This is a genomic window from Clavibacter nebraskensis NCPPB 2581 (assembly GCF_000355695.1).
GTDB lineage: Bacteria > Actinomycetota > Actinomycetes > Actinomycetales > Microbacteriaceae > Clavibacter > Clavibacter nebraskensis.
Genome location: NC_020891.1, coordinates 1530081 through 1549215 on the forward strand (window position 1 = coordinate 1530081; position 19135 = coordinate 1549215).

At 74.0% G+C, this 19135-nt stretch carries 19 protein-coding genes and 1 tRNA gene; 16 read left to right on the forward strand and 4 right to left on the reverse strand.

The genetic code is table 11. The features are described from left to right. Positions 1 to 3: 3 nt before the first annotated feature. The 8 genes from proB (at position 4) to CMN_RS07255 (ending at position 5607) form a co-directional block, all read left to right on the forward strand. Positions 4 to 783, forward strand: coding sequence for a glutamate 5-kinase (gene proB / locus CMN_RS07220; protein WP_015490176.1), 780 nt, complete (start codon positions 4 to 6; stop codon positions 781 to 783). Positions 784 to 843: 60 nt separating this feature from the next. Beyond that, positions 844 to 2151: a glutamate-5-semialdehyde dehydrogenase gene (locus tag CMN_RS07225; protein WP_172638675.1), complete on the forward strand. Its 1308-nt coding sequence runs from the start codon at positions 844 to 846 to the stop codon at positions 2149 to 2151. A gap of 97 nt (positions 2152 to 2248) precedes the next feature. Beyond that, on the forward strand, positions 2249 to 2464 hold the full coding sequence (locus CMN_RS07230; protein ID WP_015490178.1) for a hypothetical protein: 216 nt from the start codon (positions 2249 to 2251) through the stop codon (positions 2462 to 2464). A gap of 17 nt (positions 2465 to 2481) precedes the next feature. Then, positions 2482 to 3084, forward strand: coding sequence for a nicotinate-nucleotide adenylyltransferase (nadD, locus tag CMN_RS07235; protein WP_015490179.1), 603 nt, complete (start codon positions 2482 to 2484; stop codon positions 3082 to 3084). Further along, positions 3081 to 4568 (forward strand): hypothetical protein, encoded by a 1488-nt coding sequence (locus CMN_RS07240; protein WP_015490180.1) that lies wholly within the window; start codon positions 3081 to 3083, stop codon positions 4566 to 4568. Before nadD ends, CMN_RS07240 begins: the two co-directional genes overlap by 4 nt. Before the next feature lie 39 nt (positions 4569 to 4607). Then, positions 4608 to 4985, forward strand: coding sequence for a ribosome silencing factor (gene rsfS / locus CMN_RS07245; RefSeq protein WP_012299154.1), 378 nt, complete (start codon positions 4608 to 4610; stop codon positions 4983 to 4985). A 49-nt stretch (positions 4986 to 5034) separates the two neighbouring features. Beyond that, positions 5035 to 5433, forward strand: a complete 399-nt coding sequence (locus CMN_RS07250; protein WP_015490181.1) for a TFIIB-type zinc ribbon-containing protein — start codon at positions 5035 to 5037, stop codon at positions 5431 to 5433. Positions 5434 to 5534: 101 nt separating this feature from the next. Then, a tRNA-Ala gene (locus tag CMN_RS07255) sits at positions 5535 to 5607 on the forward strand. Between the two features lie 61 nt (positions 5608 to 5668). On the opposite strand, the gene CMN_RS07260 is transcribed toward CMN_RS07255, so the two are convergent. Next, complete coding sequence (locus tag CMN_RS07260) at positions 5669 to 6676, reverse strand: nuclease-related domain-containing protein (protein WP_015490182.1); 1008 nt, start codon at positions 6674 to 6676, stop codon at positions 5669 to 5671. Positions 6677 to 6795: 119 nt separating this feature from the next. Here CMN_RS07260 and CMN_RS07265 point away from each other — a divergent pair, with 119 nt between their 5' ends. The 6 genes from CMN_RS07265 to CMN_RS07290 all read left to right on the forward strand — a co-directional run bounded on the left by CMN_RS07265 (position 6796) and on the right by CMN_RS07290 (position 12470). Then, positions 6796 to 7119, forward strand: a complete 324-nt coding sequence (locus tag CMN_RS07265) for a hypothetical protein (RefSeq protein WP_041465260.1) — start codon at positions 6796 to 6798, stop codon at positions 7117 to 7119. 128 nt (positions 7120 to 7247) lie between these two features. Continuing rightward, on the forward strand, positions 7248 to 8180 hold the full coding sequence (locus tag CMN_RS14650; protein ID WP_227077661.1) for a GDSL-type esterase/lipase family protein: 933 nt from the start codon (positions 7248 to 7250) through the stop codon (positions 8178 to 8180). Between the two features lie 133 nt (positions 8181 to 8313). Then, positions 8314 to 9102, forward strand: coding sequence for a DeoR/GlpR family DNA-binding transcription regulator (locus CMN_RS07275; protein WP_015490185.1), 789 nt, complete (start codon positions 8314 to 8316; stop codon positions 9100 to 9102). Continuing rightward, entirely contained in the window at positions 9099 to 10070 is a 972-nt protein-coding gene (locus CMN_RS07280; protein ID WP_015490186.1) for a 1-phosphofructokinase family hexose kinase, read from the forward strand. Before CMN_RS07275 ends, CMN_RS07280 begins: the two co-directional genes overlap by 4 nt. Positions 10071 to 10092: 22 nt before the next feature. Beyond that, the gene (locus tag CMN_RS07285) at positions 10093 to 12141 is read left to right on the forward strand and encodes a PTS fructose transporter subunit IIABC (RefSeq protein ID WP_015490187.1); all 2049 of its coding nucleotides are present in this window, start codon (positions 10093 to 10095) and stop codon (positions 12139 to 12141) included. 56 nt (positions 12142 to 12197) lie between these two features. Next, positions 12198 to 12470: an HPr family phosphocarrier protein gene (locus CMN_RS07290; protein WP_015490188.1), complete on the forward strand. Its 273-nt coding sequence runs from the start codon at positions 12198 to 12200 to the stop codon at positions 12468 to 12470. 74 nt (positions 12471 to 12544) lie between these two features. On the opposite strand, the gene CMN_RS07295 is transcribed toward CMN_RS07290, so the two are convergent. Both CMN_RS07295 and CMN_RS07300 read right to left on the reverse strand, forming a co-directional pair. Beyond that, complete coding sequence (locus CMN_RS07295) at positions 12545 to 14071, reverse strand: SDR family NAD(P)-dependent oxidoreductase (RefSeq protein WP_015490189.1); 1527 nt, start codon at positions 14069 to 14071, stop codon at positions 12545 to 12547. Between the two features lie 60 nt (positions 14072 to 14131). Beyond that, complete coding sequence (locus CMN_RS07300) at positions 14132 to 14407, reverse strand: hypothetical protein (protein WP_015490190.1); 276 nt, start codon at positions 14405 to 14407, stop codon at positions 14132 to 14134. Positions 14408 to 14494: 87 nt separating this feature from the next. On the opposite strand from CMN_RS07300, the gene CMN_RS07305 reads away from it, so the two are divergent. Both CMN_RS07305 and CMN_RS07310 read left to right on the forward strand, forming a co-directional pair. Further along, positions 14495 to 17035, forward strand: coding sequence for a DEAD/DEAH box helicase (locus tag CMN_RS07305; protein WP_015490191.1), 2541 nt, complete (start codon positions 14495 to 14497; stop codon positions 17033 to 17035). Continuing rightward, positions 17032 to 17958, forward strand: a complete 927-nt coding sequence (locus tag CMN_RS07310; protein WP_015490192.1) for an SDR family NAD(P)-dependent oxidoreductase — start codon at positions 17032 to 17034, stop codon at positions 17956 to 17958. Before CMN_RS07305 ends, CMN_RS07310 begins: the two co-directional genes overlap by 4 nt. A 28-nt stretch (positions 17959 to 17986) precedes the next feature. On the opposite strand, the gene CMN_RS07315 is transcribed toward CMN_RS07310, so the two are convergent. Next, entirely contained in the window at positions 17987 to 19105 is a 1119-nt protein-coding gene (locus CMN_RS07315; protein WP_015490193.1) for a histidinol-phosphate transaminase, read from the reverse strand. Positions 19106 to 19135 lie beyond the last annotated feature (30 nt).

Here is a 19135-nt window from a genome sequence, read left to right on the forward strand (position 1 = left end):
CGGGTGGGCACGGGCTCGCGCGCGGGCATCGCGTCCGCGCGGCGCATCGTCGTGAAGGTCGGCTCTTCTTCCATCAGCGGCGAGAACGCCGGGCAGATCGCGCCGCTCGTGGACGCCATCGCGTCCGTGCACGCGCGCGGCGCCGAGATCGTGCTGGTGTCCTCCGGCGCCATCGCGACGGGGATGCCCTTCCTTTGCCTCGACGACCGGCCGGCCGACCTCGCCACCCAGCAGGCGGCGGCGGCGGTGGGCCAGAGCGTGCTGATCTTCCGGTACCAGGAGAGCCTCGACCGCTACGGCATCGTCGCGGGCCAGGTGCTCCTCACGGCCGGCGACCTCGCCGCACCGGACCACCGGGAGAACGCCCAGCGCGCCATGGAGCGGCTGCTGGGGCTCCGGCTGCTGCCGATCGTCAACGAGAACGACACCGTGGCCACGCACGAGATCCGCTTCGGCGACAACGACCGACTGGCGGCGCTCGTCGCCCGCCTCGTGGACGCCGATCTCCTCCTCCTCCTCTCGGACGTGGACGCGCTCTACACGCGGCCGCCGGAGGAGCCGGGCGCCCGGCGCATCGAGCACGTGGCGTTCGGCGACGAGCTCGAGGGCGTCGAGATCGGCAGCACCGGCACGGGCGTCGGCACCGGGGGAGCCGTGACGAAGGTCGCCGCCGCGCGCCTGGCCGCCGAGGCGGGCACCGGGGTCCTGCTCACGTCGACGGCCCGGGTCGCCCGGGCCCTCGCGGGTGACCACATCGGCACGTGGTTCGCGCCCCGCGGCTGACCGTCCCGCCGCGACCCGCCGCCTCTCGGGGGCATGCGGCGCCTGGCTAGGCTGCCGTGCATGCCCTCGAACGCCCCCGGTGCCCCTGATGCCGTGCCCGCCGACCCGATGACCAGCCCGGCCGACGCGCTCGAGCGGATCCTCGTGGCCGCACGGGCGGCGTCCACGCACCTCGCCGCCCCCACCTCCGGCCGGCGTGACGCCGCGCTCGACGCCATCGCGACGGCCCTCGTCTCCGGTGCCGATCGCATCATCGCGGCCAACGCCGAGGACCTGGCCGCGGGCGGGTCGGCCGGGCTCGCGGCCGGCCTCCTCGACCGGTTGACGCTCGACGCCCGCCGCGTGGCGTCCCTGGCCGACGCCGTCAGCGGGATCCGGGGCCTCGACGATCCGCTCGGCCACGTCGTCCGTGGCCGGACGCTCCCGAACGGCCTGCTGCTGTCGCAGGTGCGCGTGCCCTTCGGCGTCGTCGGCGCCATCTACGAGGCCCGCCCCAACGTCACGGTCGACATCGCGGCCCTCGCCCTGAAGAGCGGCAACGCCGTCGTGCTGCGCGGCGGATCCGCGGCGCTGCGCACCAACGCCGTCCTCGTCGACCTGATGCGCGGCGCCCTCGAGCGCGCGGGCCTCCCCGCGGACGCCGTGCAGACGGTCGACGCGCACGGCCGCGCGGGGGCAGCCCGGCTCATGCGGGCGCGCGGCCTCGTCGACGTGCTCGTGCCGCGGGGATCCGCCGAGCTCATCCGCACCGTCGTCGAGGAGTCGACCGTGCCCGTCATCGAGACCGGCGCCGGCGTCGTCCACGTCTACCTCGACGCGTCGGCCGACGCGCGCATGGCCGTCGACATCGCGGTCGACGCCAAGGTGAGCCGCCCGAGCGTGTGCAACGCCATGGAGACGCTGCTGGTCCATCGCGACGCCGCGCCGCGGATCCTCCCCGCCGTGCTCGACGCGCTCCGCGACCGCGGCGTGACCGTGCACGGCGACGCCGCCGTCCGCGACCTGTGGCCCGACGCCGTCCCCGCCACCGACGAGGACTGGGCGGCCGAGTACCTGTCCCTCGACGTGGCGGTGCGCGTCGTCGACTCCATGGAGGACGCGGTCGCGCACATCGCCCGCTGGTCGACGCACCACACCGAGTCCATCGTCACGTCCGACCTCGCCGTGGCCGAGCGCTTCCTCGCCGCCGTGGACTCGGCCGTCGTCATGGTGAACGCGTCCACGCGCTTCACCGACGGATCCGAGTTCGGGTTCGGCGCCGAGGTCGGCATCTCCACGCAGAAGCTCCACGCGCGCGGTCCGATGGGCCTCGAGGAACTCACCAGCACCAAGTGGATCGTGCGGGGGAGCGGCCAGATCCGCGGCTGACGGCGCGCCCGGCCCCGCGTGCGCCCCGTGCGGGGGCCGCCGGTAGGATGGCAGGCGCCGCCTCCGCTCGACGGGGCGTGCCACGAACGGAGATCCCATGCACGCGCTGACCACCACCATCCTCGCCGAGACCGAGCACGCCATGGAGCTCGCCGCTCCGCTCTGGGTGTTCCCGGCCGTCGCGGCGGTCGTGTTCCTCGCGCTCGGGGTCGTCATGTTCAGCTTCCGCGACGTGAGCAACCGCCACTCGGAGAAGTGGGGCAAGCCCCCCGTCGCCGAGCAGGGCCACGGCACCGCCGACTCCACCCACTGAGCGCGAGCGCCCGCCACATGACGACACCCGCGACCCCGCGCCTCCGCATCGGGGTCATGGGCGGCACGTTCGACCCCATCCACAACGGCCACCTCGTCGCCGCGAGCGAGGTGCAGCAGCACCTCCAACTCGACGAGGTGATCTTCGTCCCCACCGGGCAGCCGTGGCAGAAGCAGACCGTCACGGACGGCGAGCACCGCTACCTGATGACCGTGATCGCGACCGCGGCCAACCCGCGCTTCACCGTGAGCCGCGTCGACATCGACCGCGCCGGCACCACCTACACGATCGACACGCTCCGCGACATCCGGCGCACGCATCCGGACGCCGAGCTGTTCTTCATCACCGGCGCGGACGCGATCCAGCAGATCCTGGGCTGGAAGGACGTCGCCGAGCTGTGGGACCTGGCCCACTTCGTCGCCGTCACGCGTCCCGGCCACGACCTCACCGAGAGCGGCCTCCCGCACGCCGACGTAAGATTGCTGGAGGTCCCGGCGCTGGCGATCTCCTCGACCGACTGCCGGGCCCGTGTCGGACGGGGCTTCCCCGTGTGGTACCTCGTCCCCGACGGAGTCGTCCAGTACATCTCCAAGCACCACCTGTATCGGAGCCCGCAATGACCCCCTCCCACGACGCGCCCGACACCGGGCCGACCTCGTTCGACGACGGTCCCGCTCCCGCGACCCTCGGGCTGAGCCGCCGCGAGATGCGCGCCGCGGAGAGGGCCCGCGCCCTGGCGCTCGGCATCGACGAGGCCGACGACGCACCCGTCGACGAGGCGGCGCCCCTCGAGGAGCCGTCCACCACGTCCGCTCCCGCTGCCCCCTCGGACGGCGAGCCCGCGGCCGCCGACTCGACCCGCGTCGACGGTTCCGATGCCCGGCGCGACGAGTCGACGACACCGCAGCCCGCCCCTCCCTCCGCTCCCGGAGTGGGCCCCGACACCTCCGCCATCCTGCTGTCCGGCGGCGTGCTCACGCGTCGCCAGCTCCGTGCCATCCGCGAGGCCGAGGAGGCCGCGCGCCAGCAGCGCGGATCCGAGCACGGGCACGCCGAGCCCGCACCGTCCGACACCGACACCGACACGGGGTCTGCTCCGACCACCGGCGAGCACACGGCCGCGGCGGTCGACGACGCGCCCCCGACGTCCTCGGACGCCTCCGTCCCGTCGTACGCGCGCTACGGCCGCGGGTCCCGTGCCACGCCGCGACCGCGTGCGCCCTACGGGAGCGCCTACCGGCGCGCCTCCGTCGCGGACGCGACGGACGCGCCCGCGACGGCGGACGACGCTCAGGTGGTGGCGTCCGACGCGGCGTCGGCCACGGAGGAGGACCGCCTGGCGACCCCCGCCGAGACGCCGTCGGCGTGGCCCTTCGCGCCGATCGCCCCCTCGGGCGACGCCGCCGGTCGGGACGTGGACGCGTCGGCCGAGCAGCCGACCGTCCCGCCGCTCGCGTCCCACGCGCCCCGCCGCGACGAGGATCCGCGTCCCGCGCCCTCCCTCGAGCCCACCCCGTGGATCACCGCCTCCGCCGAGCCGTCGCTCGAGCCGGCGTTCGGCACGCGCGCGTCCGCAGCCTCCGATGACCTCACGATCGGTCGGACCGGGACGCCGGCGACGCCGGACGCCGAGGCGCCCGACGCCCGCACGCCCTTCACCCCGCCCGCGGGGCACTGGTCGGTGCAGGACCAGGTCGACGAGGACCAGCCTCACACCGGCAACCACTTCATCCTCCCGACCGTGCCGCACGCCAACGACATGCAGCAGGCGCTCAACAGCACGGGCGAGATCATCATCACCGGCTCGATCGACCTGCCCCGCAGCCTCGGCTCGAGGGGCACGCACCCCGACCGCTTCGACACGGCCGACATGGACCGCATCCTCGAGCAGGGCGACGACCACGACCACGCGCCGGGCGGCTCCGACTCGGAGCCCGTGCGCGCCAGCCGCGCCGTCAGCACCCACACCTCGACGCGCGCCGTCGTGCAGCCGCCGCCCCGCAAGCGCTTCACCGCGCCGGTCGTCGCGGCCGTCGCGGCCGGGGGAGTCGCCGTCATCGGCGCGGGCCTCGTCATCGTCGCGTTCATGACGAATGTATTCTGATCGTCTGATGCACCATCCCACCCGTCCCGGAAGGACTCTGTGACCGCTTCTCCCCGCGCCCTCGACCTGCTCAAGGTCGCCGCCTCCGCTGCCGACTCCAAGCAGGCCATCGACCTGGTCGCGCTCGACGTCTCCGGGCCCCTGCCCCTCACCGACGTCTTCCTCATCGCCTCGGCCCGCAACGAGCGGAACGCGCAAGCGGTCGCCGACGAGATCGAGGACAAGATGATCGAGGCGGGCGCCAAGCCGCTGCGCCGCGAGGGGAAGAGCGAGGGACGCTGGATCCTCCTCGACTTCGGCGACGTCGTCGCCCACGTCTTCACCGAGGAGGACCGCATGTACTACTCGCTGGAGCGCCTCTGGAAGGACTGCCCCGTCGTCGCCCTCGAGATCGAGCCGACGGCCTCCGCTTCCTGATCCGACCCGTCCGGGCGACGACGCGCGGGATCCGCGAGGAGATCCCCGCATGAAGTGCCCCGCCGACTCCGCCGCCCTCGTGATGAGCGAGCGCGCCGGGGTGGAGATCGACTACTGCCCGGACTGCTGCGGCGTGTGGCTCGATCGCGGCGAGCTCGACAAGATCCTCGACCGGCCGAAGCAGGAGATGCGGTCCGCGCCGACGGCCGCGTCGCCCAGTCCTCCCGCGGCGCCGCTCGGCGGGTACCCGGGGCCGGGTCGCGACGACCGCCGCGGAGAGGATCGCCGTCGCGACGACGACCGCGATCGCGGCTACGGCATCCTCGCGGACGGCTACGGCGACCGCGGAGGGCAGGGCCACCCCCGCACCGGCGGATACGAGGACGGCGACGGGTACGGCGGGAAGCGCCGCAAGAAGGAGAGCTGGCTCAGCGAGCTGTTCGACTGACCGACGCGCCGACGTCGACCGCCGACGAGGATGCCCTGGTCATGGGGCGGTCGGAATGTGTAGTAATGTAGACGAGTCGCTTCCGCAGGGAAGCGGATCACGGGTCTGTGGCGCAGTTGGTAGCGCACCTGCATGGCATGCAGGGGGTCAGGGGTTCGAATCCCCTCAGATCCACCCTCGACCCCCACCCCTCCTCACGGAGGCGCGGGGCTCTTCCGCTCTCCGAGACCCGTACTCAGGTCCGTCCCGAGAGGCCGAGGGGCTCCACGTGCGCGCCGCAGGATCGGAACAGCGCCGCCAGCGGCTCCACGAGATCCCGCTCGGTTCCCGTGCCGGCGGAGAGCGCCATCTCCCGCACGTAGGCCGTCAAGGCCGTGCGACCCGCGAGGATCCGCGTCACGGCGCCACCCTCGGTCCTGTCCTCGGCGCGCACGAAGAGCGAGGCGCCATCATGCGAGTAGAGGACAGCTGTCTCGCACCAGACGCGGAGGCCCAACCGCTCCTCGAGCAGCTCGCGCAGGCCGACGGCCTGCCCGCGCACCTGGGTGGCCGCCGATTCCCGGCCGATGTACGAGCGGACGATCCGCTCCTGCGATGACGCGCTGCCCGACACACGTGCGATCTGCACGGCGAAGGTCCGTCCCAATGAGGACTCGTCCACGAGCTGCGCGAACGCCGCATGCTCGGAGCTGGGGACGACGCCGTCGAAGACGGTGCCACGCCACCGCTTGTTCTCGATGATCAGCACCGTGCGGGAGGTCACCACCACATGGTCGATCTGCTGCACGAAGCGGGCGCCGTCGTCGCCCGTCCGCGAGAAGACGACGTTCGTCGCCAGGATCCCGGAGAGCCGGGCGGAGACGAACGCCGCGACGATGTGCGCATGGGAGGCGGCTTCGTGGCCCCAGGTGGCCGAGAGTAGATCACGGGCCGCCCGCTCGTCCTCGCGGGCGATGCGCATCCGTTCCTCCGCGTCGGCCAGCTCGGCGGCGTGCACCGCCGTCAGCTCCGCGACCGTCCTCACGCGGTGCTCCTCGGCGACGGAGAGCGACCGCGTCCGCTCGCTCGCGTCGACGATGTGCCGCCTCTCCGCATCGGCCGCTGCCTCGTCGAGCGCACGCCGGGCGGATGCCTCCCGCCGACGCCGTTCGCGCAGGAGCAGGGCCAGGACGAGGACGAGCAGGGCGACCAGGGCGACCAGGGCGACCAGGGCGACCAGGATCCACGGGAGCACGTTCTGCATGGCCCAGGGAAGCACGCACCACGGATCGAGCGCGCGATCCGCTCCCCGATCGGGGGACTGTCCTCCACTTGGAGGACCCGGGTACCGTGGATCAGGTCATCGACCCCTGGAGCTCCACAATGTCGCACGCCACCCTGCACCGGACGCACACCACCGACCCGCACCGCACGTCGGTGGTCGGTTCCGCGGTGCTGGGCTTCCTGTCCGCGTTCGTGGTGGGCGCGGCCGTGATCGTCACGCTCCTCATCACCTCCTTCGCGCAGGGGACCGAGGGCTACCCCGGACTCGACGTGCCGGGCGTGGTCGACACCCGCATCGACCACGGCAGCGTCGTGACGCAGATCGGCCCGGGCGGGTTCCTCTTCCCGCTGGCCGCCGGCCTCCTCGTCGGCCTGATCGTGGCCGTGGTCGTCTACGCGCGCCAGCGCCACGTCGAGGACTGAGCCCGGCCGACCCCGATCCGCCCGCGCGTAGGGTCGAGGGGATGCCTCGCCACACCGCCTCCCGTCCGAGCAGGCGCCCCGCGTCGGCCTCTCGCACCCGTCTCCGTGCAGCAGCCCTCGCCAGCACGATGACGGCCCTGCTCCTGGTCGCGACCGGCTGCACCGCACCGGACGTCGTCCCGCCGACCGCTCCCGCCGCCCCGCTCCGGGTGGTCTCCCTCGGGGACTCCTACTCCACGGGGACGGGACCCGCGGAGCCGCTGCCCGGCGACCCCGGGGTCTGCGGGCGCACCGTCGCCTCCTCCGTGCGCGTCGCCGCGGCGGCCGTCGGCGCCGAGCTCGTCGACGCGGCGTGCGACGGCGCCACCACTGCGGACCTCGCGGCCCCGCGCGAGCGCGGCGGGGAGACCGTGCCCGCGCAGCTGGCCGCCGCGGCCGACGGCGCCGACGTGGTGCTCGTGCGCCTCGGGGGCAACGACCTCGGCTTCCCGGCCCTCGTCGGAGGGTGCCTCGCGCGGGACCCTGAGGGACCCGTGGCCGCCGGCCCCACGACGTGCGTGGACGCGCTCGCGCCCGCGGGCGGGACCGATGCCGTCCGCGCCCGCATCGATGGGGAGGTGGCGACGCGGCTCGGCGAGGCGTTCGGGCGGATCCGGGCGGCGGCGCCCCACGCCCGCATCGTCGCGCTCGGCTACCTCACGGTGCTCGGCGACCCGGATGCGCTGCCCGCGGAGGGCTGCCTCCGCGCCACGGCGACGTCGACGGTGAACGGGCAGGTCCTCCTCGCCGACCGGGACGCGGCGTGGCTGGCGGGGATCCAGCGCGAGCTCGACGACGCGATCGCCCGGGCGGCCGCCGATGCGGGAGCCCGGTTCGTGGACCAGGAGACGCCGACGGCCACGCACGGCGCGTGCGCGGGGGATGCCGGCGATGCGTACGTGGCGGGGCTCGGCGGCAGCGCGGGGGACGTCCCCCTCCACCCGAACGCGGCCGGACTGGACTGGGAGTCCGATGTCCTGACGGGCGTGCTGTGGGAGGAGGGGGCGGCGCTCGGCCGCTGATCCCCACGGTCGCGAGGGCGTCTGACCCAGCCCATGTGGGAACGTGTGGGTTCATGTTGCTTCTCCTGCGGATGAGGGCTATGGTGCGAGGACGCGAGGCGCCAGTGCCCCACGGAGTCGAAGGAGACCGCCCATGTACGCCGAAGAGCGCCAGGACAGGGTGGTCGCCCTCCTCGAGCGCACCGGCCGCGTGGCGGTCCTCGGCCTGGCGCGCGACTTCGACGTGACGACGGAGACGGTCCGACGCGACCTCGCCCAGCTCGAGAGCCGCGGCGTCCTGCGCCGCGTGCACGGCGGCGCCGTCCGCGCCGACCGGTCCACCCGCGCCGAGGAGAGCCTCGACACGCGGGGTGCCCGCAACACGGCGGCCAAGGCGCGCATCGCCGACGCGGCGATGGGGTTCCTGCCCGCGAGCTTCGCGGGATCCATCGCGCTCGACGCCGGCACCACCACGGGGCTGGTCGCGGAGCGCGTCGCCGCCTGGCGGCCCGACGAGCCGGGCCGCACGCTCGTCGTGGTCACGCACTCGATGTCCATCGCGCAGACCGTGACCCGCAACCCCGCAGTCGAGGTGCAGCTGCTCGGCGGACGCGTGCGCGGCATCACGAGCGCGGCGGTCGGCCCCGCCACCCTCGGCCAGCTCGCCCGGCTGCGACCCGACATCGCCTTCATCGGCGCGAACGGGATCCACGCGGAGTTCGGCCTCAGCACCCCCGACGAAGAGGAGGCGGCCGTGAAGACCGCGTTGACCCGAGGATCCCGACGCGCCGTGGCGCTCGTCGACGCGTCGAAGGCGGGGGAGGAGGCGCTCGTCGGCTTCGCGGCCCTCGACGACCTCGACGCGCTCGTGACCGACGCCGCGCCGGACGGCCCGCTGGCCGCGGCCCTGGCGGCCGCCGAGGTGGAGGTGATGGTCGCGTGATCCTCACCCTCACCGCCAATCCGAGCCTCGACCGCACCATCGACCTCGCCGGCGCCCTCGCGCGCGGCGCGGTCCAGCGGGCCCGCGGCGTCGCCGAGCAGCCCGGCGGCAAGGGCGTCAACGTCTCGCGCGCGCTCATCGCCTCCGGCCTCGACACCATCGCCCTGCTGCCCGGCCGCCTCGACGACCCGATGCTCGTGGCGCTGGCCGCCGAGCGGATCCCGCTCGATCAGCTCGACATCGCGGGCCGCGTGCGCCAGAACGTCACGCTCACCGAGCCCGACGGCACGACGACCAAGGTCAACGAGCCGGGCCCCGTCCTGTCAGCCGCCGAGGCCGATGCGCTGGTGGCCCTCGTCATCCGGCACGCGCGCCGGGCCAGCTGGCTCGTGCTCGCGGGCTCCCTGCCGCCCGGCCTCGACGACGACTTCGCTGCCCGCGTGGTGCACGCCGTGCGCGCCGAGCTCGGCGACGCCGCCCCTCGGATCGCCGTCGACTCGTCGGGGGCGCCCATGGCCGCGCTCGTCGCGTCCGACGCGGTCGTGGACCTGATCAAGCCCAACGCCGAGGAGCTCGCCGAGCTCGTCGGCCTCCCCGACCCGGATGCGCTCGAGGCCGACCCCCGGCTGGCTCACGACGCATCCCGCTCCCTCGTCTCCCGCGGCTGCCGGGCGGTCCTCGCGACCCTCGGCGCGCGGGGGGCCGTCCTCACCACGGCCGAGGGCGGGTGGCTCGCCACCATGCCCCCGATCATGCCGGTGAGCACCGTGGGCGCGGGCGACTCGTCGCTCGCGGGCTACCTGCTCGCCGACCACCGCGGGGCCGGACCCGAGGGGCGGCTGGCGCAGGCCGTCGCCCACGGATCCGCCGCCGCGTCCCTGCCCGGCAGCACCATGCCGTCCCCCGACCAGACCCGGCCGGACAGCGTCACCGTCCAGCCGCTCCTCCCGATCGCCGCCGATCGCTGACCCGTCCCACCTGGAGAAGAACATGCCATCGCTCATCACGAACCGCCTCGTGCTCCTCGACGCCGACCTCGGCGCCGACCGCGAGCACGCCGTCCGCACGCTGGCCGAGCGCGTCGTCGCCGAGGGACGCGCCACCGACGCCGACGCCCTCTTCGCCGACGCGTGGGAGCGCGAGTCGAAGACCGACACCGGCATGGGCGGCGGCCTCGCCATCCCGCACTGCCGCTCCGCCGCGGTGACGGAGGCCACGCTCGTCATGGCGCGCCCGAAGCCCGCCGTGGACTTCGGCGCGCCGGACGGCCCCGCCGACCTCGTGTTCTTCATCGCCGCGCCCGACGGCGCCGACCAGGAGCACCTCGTCCTGCTCTCGCGGCTCGCCCGGTCGCTCATCAAGCCCGAGTTCGTCGAGGCGCTGCGTACCGCCACCGACGAGGACCAGGTCGTCTCGCTCGTGGAGGGCGCGCTCGTGGACGAGCCCGCCTCCTCGACCGGCGCCCTGGCCGCGGCGGCTCCTGCGGCGACCGCATCGGCCCCGGCCACCGCGCCCGCCGACGCGCCCGTCCTCATCGCCGTCACCGCCTGCCCCACCGGCATCGCGCACACGTACATGGCGGCCGACTCGCTCGTCGCCGCGGCGAAGCGCGCGGGCGTCGAGCTGCACGTCGAGACCCAGGGATCCTCCTCCGTCACGCCCGTCGACCCCGCGATCATCGCGCGGGCCACGGCCGTGATCTTCGCCGTCGACGTCGACGTGCGGGACCGCGCGCGCTTCGCCGGCAAGCCCGTCATCCAGTCGCCCGTGAAGCGCGGCATCGACCAGCCCGACCAGATGGTCGCCGAGGCCGTCGCGGCCGCGAAGGACCCGACTGCCCCGCGCGTGCCAGGAGGCGCGTCGTCGTCCGCCGGATCCGAGCAGGCCTCCCCGCAGGCGTCGCAGTCGGTGGGCGCGCGCCTCAAGCGCTGGCTGCTCACGGGCGTCAGCTACATGATCCCGTTCGTCGCGGGCGGCGGTCTCCTCATCGCGCTCGGCTTCCTGCTCGGCGGGTACCGGATCACCGAGACGGCGTCCGACGTCGTGCTGCAGAACTCGCTCGCGAACCTGCCCGCGGGCGGTCTCGGCCAGTACCTCGGCGCCGTCGCGATCGTCATCGGCAACGCGTCGATGGCCTTCCTCGTGCCCGCGCTGGCCGGCTACATCGCCTACGCCATCGCCGACCGGCCGGGCATCGCACCCGGCTTCGTCGCGGGATCCATCTCCGTCATCATGGGCGCCGGCTTCCTGGGCGGCCTCGTGGGCGGCCTCCTCGCCGGTGGCATCGCCTACGCGATCGGCCGCATCGACGTGCCGCGCTGGCTGCGGGGCCTCATGCCCGTGGTGATCATCCCGCTCCTCGCCTCGATCGTCGCCTCCGGCCTCATGGTCATGGTGCTCGGCGGTCCCATCGCGGCCCTCACGCGCGGCCTCAACGGCTTCCTCTCGGGCCTCACCGGCACGTCGGCCATCGTCCTGGGCATAATCCTCGGCGTCATGATGTGCATCGACCTCGGCGGTCCCATCAACAAGGTCGCCTACTCGTTCGCGGTCGCCGGCCTCGGCGCCGGTTCCATCACCGACCAGACCCCGTGGGAGATCATGGCCGCGGTCATGGCCGCCGGCATGGTCCCGCCGCTCGCCCTCGCGCTCGCCTCCACCGTGATCGACCGCCGCCTGTTCAGCCCGGCGGAGCGCGAGAACGGCAAGGCCGCGTGGCTCCTCGGCGCCGCGTTCATCTCCGAGGGCGCCATCCCGTTCGCCGCGGTCGACCCGCTGCGCGTCATCCCCGCTAGCATCGTCGGCGGTGCCGTCACGGGCGCCATGGTGATGGGGCTCGGCGTCGTGTCGCAGGCCCCGCACGGCGGCGTCTTCGTGCTCTTCGCGATGAACGGCACCTTCCTCGGCTTCCTCGCCTCCGTCGCGGTCGGCGCGGTGATCTCCGCGTTCCTCGTCGTTCTCCTCAAGCGCTTCACGACGAAGCGCCCGGAGGCCGCCGCCGCGACGCCCGTCGACCAGGGCGTCCCCGTCGCGGTCTGATCCGTCGCCGCCCCTCACATCCCCATCCCGTCCGCACCACCAGGAGGAGAACGTCCATGACCGAGCGCACCGCCACCATCGGCAGCCGCGTGGGCCTGCACGCCCGTCCCGCATCCCTCTTCATCGAGGCCGTGCGCCGCACGGGCGTCCCGGTGAGGATCAGCAAGCCGGGCGGCACGCCGCTCGACGCGACGAGCATCCTGTCGCTCATGAGCCTGGGCGCCGCGAACGGCGACCAGGTCGTGCTCACGGCCGAGGGCGACGGCGCGGACGCCGCGCTCGACGAGCTCGCGGCGCTGCTCGAGAGCGACCTCGACGCCGTCGAGTAGCCGACCCCACGACGAGAGGCCCGGACACCGCGATGCGGGTCCGGGCCTCTCGTCGTGCCAGGCGGCGGTCGGCGTCACCATTCGGCGACGCGGTAGTCCTTGAGGAAGACGCCCGAGATGTCCTCGCCGGCCTGGCCCATGACGATGGGGTCGTAGACCCGGGCGGCGCCGTCAACGAGGTCGAGCGGGGCGTGGAAGCCCTCCTCGGCGAGCCGCACCTTCGTGGGGTGCGGGCGCTCGTCGGTGATCCAGCCGGTGTCGACGCTCGTCATGAGGATGCCGTCGGTCTCCCGCATCTCGCGCGCCGAGGTGCGGGTCATCATGTTGAGCGCGGCCTTCGCCATGTTCGTGTGCGGGTGGCCGGGGCCCTTGTAGGCGCGGGCGAACTGGCCCTCCATGGCGCTCACGTTCACGACGTACTTGCGGCGTGACGCGGACGCGGCCATCGCCGGGCGCAGCCGGCTGACGAGGAGGAACGGCGCCGTGACGTTGGCGAGCTGGACCTCGAGCATCTCCAGCGGATCCACCTCGTGCACGACCTGGGTCCAGCTGTTCGCGTCGTGCAGGTCGGGTACGAGGCCGCCCGCGTCGATGGCGGTGCCGGCGGAGAGGCGCGCGAGCGAGGAGGAGCCCGCGGTCATGGCGAGCTCGGTGACCTCGGCGGCCGTGATGCCGGTCGCCGTCGAGAGGATGGGATGCGCCGCGACGGAGGCGGCGAGGGCCGCCGGGTGCGCGTCGGCCGTGTGCCCGAACGTCAGGAGCTCGGGCAGGTCGCCGTCCGGCAGCGGCGCCGCCTCGGCCTCGGACAGCGGCGCGTAGGAGCCGGGGGACCGGCGGACGGTCTGCGCGGCGTTGTTAATGAGGATGTCGAGCGGACCCGCGGCGGCCACCGCGTCGGTGAGGCCGATGACCTGCGCCGGGTCGCGGAGGTCGAGGCCCACGATGCGCAGGCGGTGCACCCACTCGTGCGCGTCGGGCAGGCCGGCGAAGCGGCGCACGGCGTCGCGCGGGAAGCGCGTGGTGATGGTGGTGTGCGCGCCGTCGCGGAGGAGGCGCAGCGCGATGTGCATGCCGATCTTGGCGCGCCCGCCCGTGAGGAGCGCCCGCATGCCGGTGAGGTCGGTGCGGGCCTCGCGCTTCGCGTGGTTGAGGAGCGCGCAGTCGGGGCAGAGCTGGTGGTAGAAGGCGTCGACCTGCGTGTAGTGCTGCTTGCAGATGTAGCAGGGGCGCGAGCGCAGGAGCGTGCCGGCGGTGGGCTTCGCGGTCGTGATGGCCAGCGGGATCCCGCGCGTCTCGTCGTCGATGCGGTCGGGCGCGCCCGTGGCGGTGGCCGCGACGACGGCGCGGTCGGCGCTGGCGACGGCCTCGCGCTTCTCGAGCCGGCGGGCCTTCTTCACCTGCTTGAACATGGAGGCGGTGGCACGGCGGACGGCGACGAAGTCGGGGTGCTCCTCGTCGATGTCGGCGAGCGAGCCGAGGACGCGGAGCGCGGTCGCGAGGTCGGCCGGGTCGATGGCCGACCCGGGCGTGGCGGCGTCGGACGTGGGGGTGACGGGATCCGCGGGGCGGGCGGGGTCGTGGGGCAGGGCGTCGGAGGGCACAGGAGATGATACCCGGGCCGTCGGGGGCTCCCGGCCGACGACCGCAACCGGGCGGCGGCGCTACATCGTGGTGGCGAAGCCCACCGCGGCCGCGATGACCGCCCAGAGCGCGATGGTGACGACCACGAGGGCGATGACGCCCGTGCGGCGATCGCGCCAGCGCGCCCGCTCCGTCTCGGGGTCGACGGGGACGGACTCCGGGGCGGCGACGCCGGCGGTCGCGTCGTCCGCGACGTGACCCGGGGCGGCCTCGTCCGTGTCGGCGGGCGGCGTCGATGCCGGGGTCGGGTGGAGCGGGGCGCGGTCGGGTAGCGGGTCGAGCGGGAGGGGCGGCATCCGGCGACCATACGCGCTGGCGCCCCGAGGACCATGCCGCCTGTGGAGAACTCCGTGACGGGACGCGTGGGGGAGGATAGACGCATCATGTCCGACACCGCCCTCGCTCCCACGCTCACCGAGGAGGCGGCCCGGCTGGCCGTGGACGGGGCGACCGACGACGCGATCTACGACGCGTTCGCCGAGTGGGCGCTCGCGCAGGGGATCGAGCTGTACCCGGCGCAGGACGAGGCGGCGTTGGAGATCGCGTCGGGCGCGCACCTCATCCTCTCCACGCCGACCGGCACCGGGAAGTCGCTCGTCGCGGTCGCGGCGCACTTCGCGGCCCTCGCCCGCGGGCGCCGCTCGTACTACACGGCGCCGATCAAGGCGCTCGTCTCCGAGAAGTTCTTCGCGCTCGTGGAGCTGTTCGGCGCCGCGCAGGTGGGGATGGTCACGGGCGACTCCTCCGTGAACCCGGACGCGCCCATCATCTGCTGCACCGCCGAGATCCTCGCCAACCGGTCGCTCCGCGGCGGCGCCGACACGCCCGTCGACCAGGTGGTGATGGACGAGTTCCACTTCTACGCGGATCCGCAGCGCGGCTGGGCCTGGCAGGTGCCGCTCCTGCTCCTGCCGCACGCGCAGTTCGTGCTCATGTCGGCGACGCTCGGCGACGTGACCGACCTCGCGGACGACCTCACCCGGCGCACCGGACGGCCGACCGCGCGCATCACCGGCATCGAGCGCCCGGTGCCGCTCTTCTTCCACTACGCCGTCACGCCCGTGCAGGAGACGGTCGAGGAGCTGCTGGACACCAAGCAGGCGCCCGTCTACATCGTGCACTTCGCGCAGGCCGCGGCCCTGGAGCGGGCGCAGGCGCTCTCGAGCATCAAGATCGTCACGCGCGATCAGCGGGACGAGATCGCGGACATCATCGGCGGCTTCCGGTTCAGCACCGCGTTCGGGAAGACGCTCTCGCGGCTCGTGCGCGCGGGGATCGGCGTGCACCACGCGGGCATGCTGCCGAAGTACCGACGGCTCGTCGAGCAGCTCGCGCAGCAGGGCCTCCTCCGGGTGATCTGCGGCACGGACACGCTCGGCGTCGGCATCAACGTCCCCATCCGCACGGTGCTCTTCACGGGCCTCACCAAGTACGACGGCACGCGGATGCGGCAGCTCAACGCGCGCGAGTTCCACCAGATCGCGGGGCGCGCGGGCCGGGCCGGGTACGACACCGCGGGCACCGTGGTCGCGCAGGCGCCCGAGCACGAGACCGAGAACATCAAGATGCTCGAGCGCGCGGGCGACGACGTGAAGAAGCGGCGGAAGCTCGTGCGCAAGAAGGCGCCGGAGGGGTTCGTCTCGTGGGGCGAGCCGAGCTTCCGGAAGCTCATCGACGCGGAGCCGGAGCGGCTGACGTCGAGCATGCAGGTGAGCCACGCGATGATGCTCAACGTCATCGCGCGCGGCGGCGACGTGTTCGCCAACATGCGCGCGCTCGTCGACGACAACCACGAGCCGCGCGCCCGCCAGCTCGCGCTCGCCCGCCGCGCACTCGCCATCTACCGCACGCTGCGCACGGCCGGCATCGTCAGCCAGGAGGAGGACCCGGACGGCGGGCCCACGCGGATCACGCTGACGGTCGACCTGCAGGCCGACTTCGCGCTCAACCAGCCGCTGTCGCCGTTCGCCGTCGCCGTGTTCGAGATCCTCGACCGCGAGTCCCCGACCTACGCGCTCGACATGGTGAGCGTGGTCGAGGCGACGCTCGACGACCCGCGCCCGATCCTCTCCCAGCAGCAGTTCAAGGCCCGCGGCGAGGCCGTGCAGGCGATGAAGGCCGAGGGCATCGAGTACGACCAGCGCATGGAGCTGCTCGAGGAGATCACCCACCCGAAGCCGCTCGAGGAGCTGCTCGACCAGTCGTTCGCGACCTACAGCGCGAGCCAGCCGTGGATCGGCGACTTCGCGCTCAGCCCGAAGTCGGTCGTCCGCGACATGTACGAGCGGGCGATGAGCTTCAGCGAGCTGATCTCCTTCTACGGCCTCATGCGCTCCGAGGGCCTCGTGCTCCGCTACCTCTCCGACGCGTTCCGGGCGCTGCGGCAGACCATCCCCGACGAGGCGAAGACCGAGGAGCTGCTCGACGTGATCGAGTGGCTCGGCGAGCTCGTGCGGCAGGTCGACTCGAGCCTCCTCGACGAGTGGGAGGAGCTGTCGCACCCGACGGCGGCGCCCGGCGACGCGCCCGTGCTGCCGCCCGCGCCGAAGCTGCTCACCTCGAACACGCGCGCGTTCCGGATCCTCGTGCGCAACGAGCTGTTCCGCCGCGTGCAGCTCGCGGCCCGCGAGGACCTGGAGGCCCTCGGCGAGCTCGATCGGGCAGCGGGCTTCGACGCCGACGCGTGGGGCGCCGCGCTCGACGGCTACTTCGGCGAGTACGACCGCATCCAGACGGACGGCGACGCCCGCAGCCAGGCGCTCGTCACGATCGAGGAGGGGCCGACCGCCTGGACCGTCCGGCAGGCGCTGCACGACCCCGAGGGCGACCACGACTGGGGCATCGAGGCGACCGTCGACCTCGACGCGTCGAACGAGGCCGGCGAGGCCGTCGTCCGCGTGACCCGCGTCGGCACCCTCTCGTGAACGACGCGCCGCGCCTGCCCGACCTCGCCGGGCGGACGGTCCTCGTCACGGGCGCGAACGGCGGGATCGGCTTCTGGACCTCCGTGCAGCTCGCGGGCGCCGGAGCCCGGGTGCTGCTGGCCTGCCGCTCCGCCGAGCGCGGCGACGCGGCCGCCCGGGCGATCCGGGCGCGCGTGCCAGGGGCGGACGCGGAGGTCGTCGCCCTCGACCTGGCGAGCCTCCGGAGCGTGGACGCGTGCGTCGCGGGGCTGCACGAGGACCTCGACGCGATCGTGGCGAACGCGGGAGTGACCCCCGCCGGTGGCCGTGCGCGTCACCGCCGCACGACCGTGGACGGGTTCGAGGAGATGATGGGCACCAACGCGCTCGGGCACTTCGCGCTCGTCGCCGGGCTCGCGCCGCGGCTGCGCGCCGGCGGACGCGTCGTGATGCTCGGATCCCTCGCCCACCGCTTCTCGCCGCTCGACCTCGGCGACCTCGCGGGGGAGCGGCGCATGCCCGCGCTCGTGCGGTACGGCCGGTCGAAGACGGCGTGCATGATGATCGCGGCCGAGCTCGACCGACGGTGGCGGGCCGCGGGATCCGATCGCCTCGCGCTGTCCGCGCACCCCGGCTACGCGGTCGACGCGCTGACTCCGCCGCAGGATCCGGCCGATCGACCGCGCGGGATCGCCGCCCGCCGACGGGTCGCGGGCGCAGGTCGCGTCCTCGTGCAGGGCAAGGACGCCGGCGCGTGGCCGATCGTGCACGCGGCCGCGGCCGACGGCGTCACGGGCGGCGACTTCTGGGGACCCGACGGCCCGCTCGAGCTGAAGGGCCCGCCGGCTCCCGCCTTCGTCGCCGAGCACGGCCGGTCGCGCGCCGTCGCCGAGCAGCTGTGGGCGGCCGCCGAGGACGCCACGGGGATCCGCTTCCAGCCCTGACGCCACCGCGATCCGCCTCCCGCGTGGCTCAGCCCCGCGGCGTCCCGAGCACGTCGTCGAGCGCGTCGCGGAACGCGGCCGTCTCCTCGGGCGTGCCCACGGACACGCGCAGCCAGCCGTCGGGCCCGGTCTCGCGGATGAGGACGCCGCGGTCGAGCAGCCCCTGCCAGACCGCGTGCCGGTCGGGGAACCGACCGAAGAGGACGAAGTTGGCGTCCGACGGCGCCACCTCGAAGCCCCGGCCGCGGAGCCACTCGACGAGCCCGTCGCGCTCCTCCCGGAGCGACGCGACCTGCGCGAGCAGCACGCGGCTGTGCCGGAGGGCGGCGGTCGCGCTTACCTGGGTGATGCGCGACAGGTGGTACGGCAGGCGCACGATGCGGAGCGCGTCCACCACCGCGGGGGAGGCCGCGAGGTAGCCGAGCCGGCCGCCCGCGAAGGCGAACGCCTTGCTCATGGTGCGCGAGACGATCAGGCGCGGGTGGTCGGGCAGCAGCGAGATCGCCGTCGGGACGCCCTCGCGGCGGAACTCGGCGTACGCCTCGTCGATCACCACGACGCCGGGCGCGACCGAGAGCACGTGCTCGATCTCGGGGATCGTCAGCGCTGTGCCCGTGGGGTTGTTCGGCGAGGTGAGGAAGACGACGCTCGGCTGGTGCTGCTCCACGAGCGCCGTGACGTTCGCCCGGTCGAGCGTGAAGTCCTCCTGGCGGCGGCCGGACACCCAGCGCGTGAGGGTGTTGCGCGCGTACTCCGGGTACATCGCGTAGTGCGGCGCGAAGGAGAGCGCCACGCGGTCGGTGCCGCCGAAGGCCTGGAGCACCTGCTGCAGCACCTCGTTGGATCCGTTGGCCGCCCAGACGTTCTCGGGGCCGAGCGCGAGCCCGCTGTCGGCCGTGAGGTAGTCGGCGAGCTCGGTGCGGAGCTCGAGGAACTCGCGGTCCGGGTAGCGGTTCAGCCCGCGCGCGGCCTCGAGCACGGCCTCGCTCACCGCGACCGCGACCTCCTCGGGCAGCGGGTACGGGTTCTCGTTCACGTTGAGGAGAACGGGCACGTCGAGCTGCGGGGCGCCGTAGGGCTCCTCGCCGCGGATCCCGTCGCGGAGGGGCAGGTCGGCGAGCGTGGTCTCGGACCAGTCGGGGCTCATGGGTCTCCTCGGGATTCGTCGGGCGTCCAT

Coding starts and splice junctions, on each gene's coding strand:
- CMN_RS07225 (WP_172638675.1), top strand. CDS start 844: ATGCCCTCGAACGCCCCCGGTGCCCCTGATGCCGTGCCCGCCGACCCG.
- CMN_RS07230 (WP_015490178.1), top strand. CDS start 2,249: ATGCACGCGCTGACCACCACCATCCTCGCCGAGACCGAGCACGCCATG.
- nadD (WP_015490179.1), top strand. CDS start 2,482: ATGACGACACCCGCGACCCCGCGCCTCCGCATCGGGGTCATGGGCGGC.
- CMN_RS07240 (WP_015490180.1), top strand. CDS start 3,081: ATGACCCCCTCCCACGACGCGCCCGACACCGGGCCGACCTCGTTCGAC.
- CMN_RS07250 (WP_015490181.1), top strand. CDS start 5,035: ATGAAGTGCCCCGCCGACTCCGCCGCCCTCGTGATGAGCGAGCGCGCC.
- CMN_RS07260 (WP_015490182.1), bottom strand. CDS start 6,676: ATGCAGAACGTGCTCCCGTGGATCCTGGTCGCCCTGGTCGCCCTGGTC.
- CMN_RS07265 (WP_041465260.1), top strand. CDS start 6,796: ATGTCGCACGCCACCCTGCACCGGACGCACACCACCGACCCGCACCGC.
- CMN_RS14650 (WP_227077661.1), top strand. CDS start 7,248: ATGACGGCCCTGCTCCTGGTCGCGACCGGCTGCACCGCACCGGACGTC.
- CMN_RS07275 (WP_015490185.1), top strand. CDS start 8,314: ATGTACGCCGAAGAGCGCCAGGACAGGGTGGTCGCCCTCCTCGAGCGC.
- CMN_RS07285 (WP_015490187.1), top strand. CDS start 10,093: ATGCCATCGCTCATCACGAACCGCCTCGTGCTCCTCGACGCCGACCTC.
- CMN_RS07290 (WP_015490188.1), top strand. CDS start 12,198: ATGACCGAGCGCACCGCCACCATCGGCAGCCGCGTGGGCCTGCACGCC.
- CMN_RS07300 (WP_015490190.1), bottom strand. CDS start 14,407: ATGCCGCCCCTCCCGCTCGACCCGCTACCCGACCGCGCCCCGCTCCAC.
- CMN_RS07305 (WP_015490191.1), top strand. CDS start 14,495: ATGTCCGACACCGCCCTCGCTCCCACGCTCACCGAGGAGGCGGCCCGG.
- CMN_RS07315 (WP_015490193.1), bottom strand. CDS start 19,105: ATGAGCCCCGACTGGTCCGAGACCACGCTCGCCGACCTGCCCCTCCGC.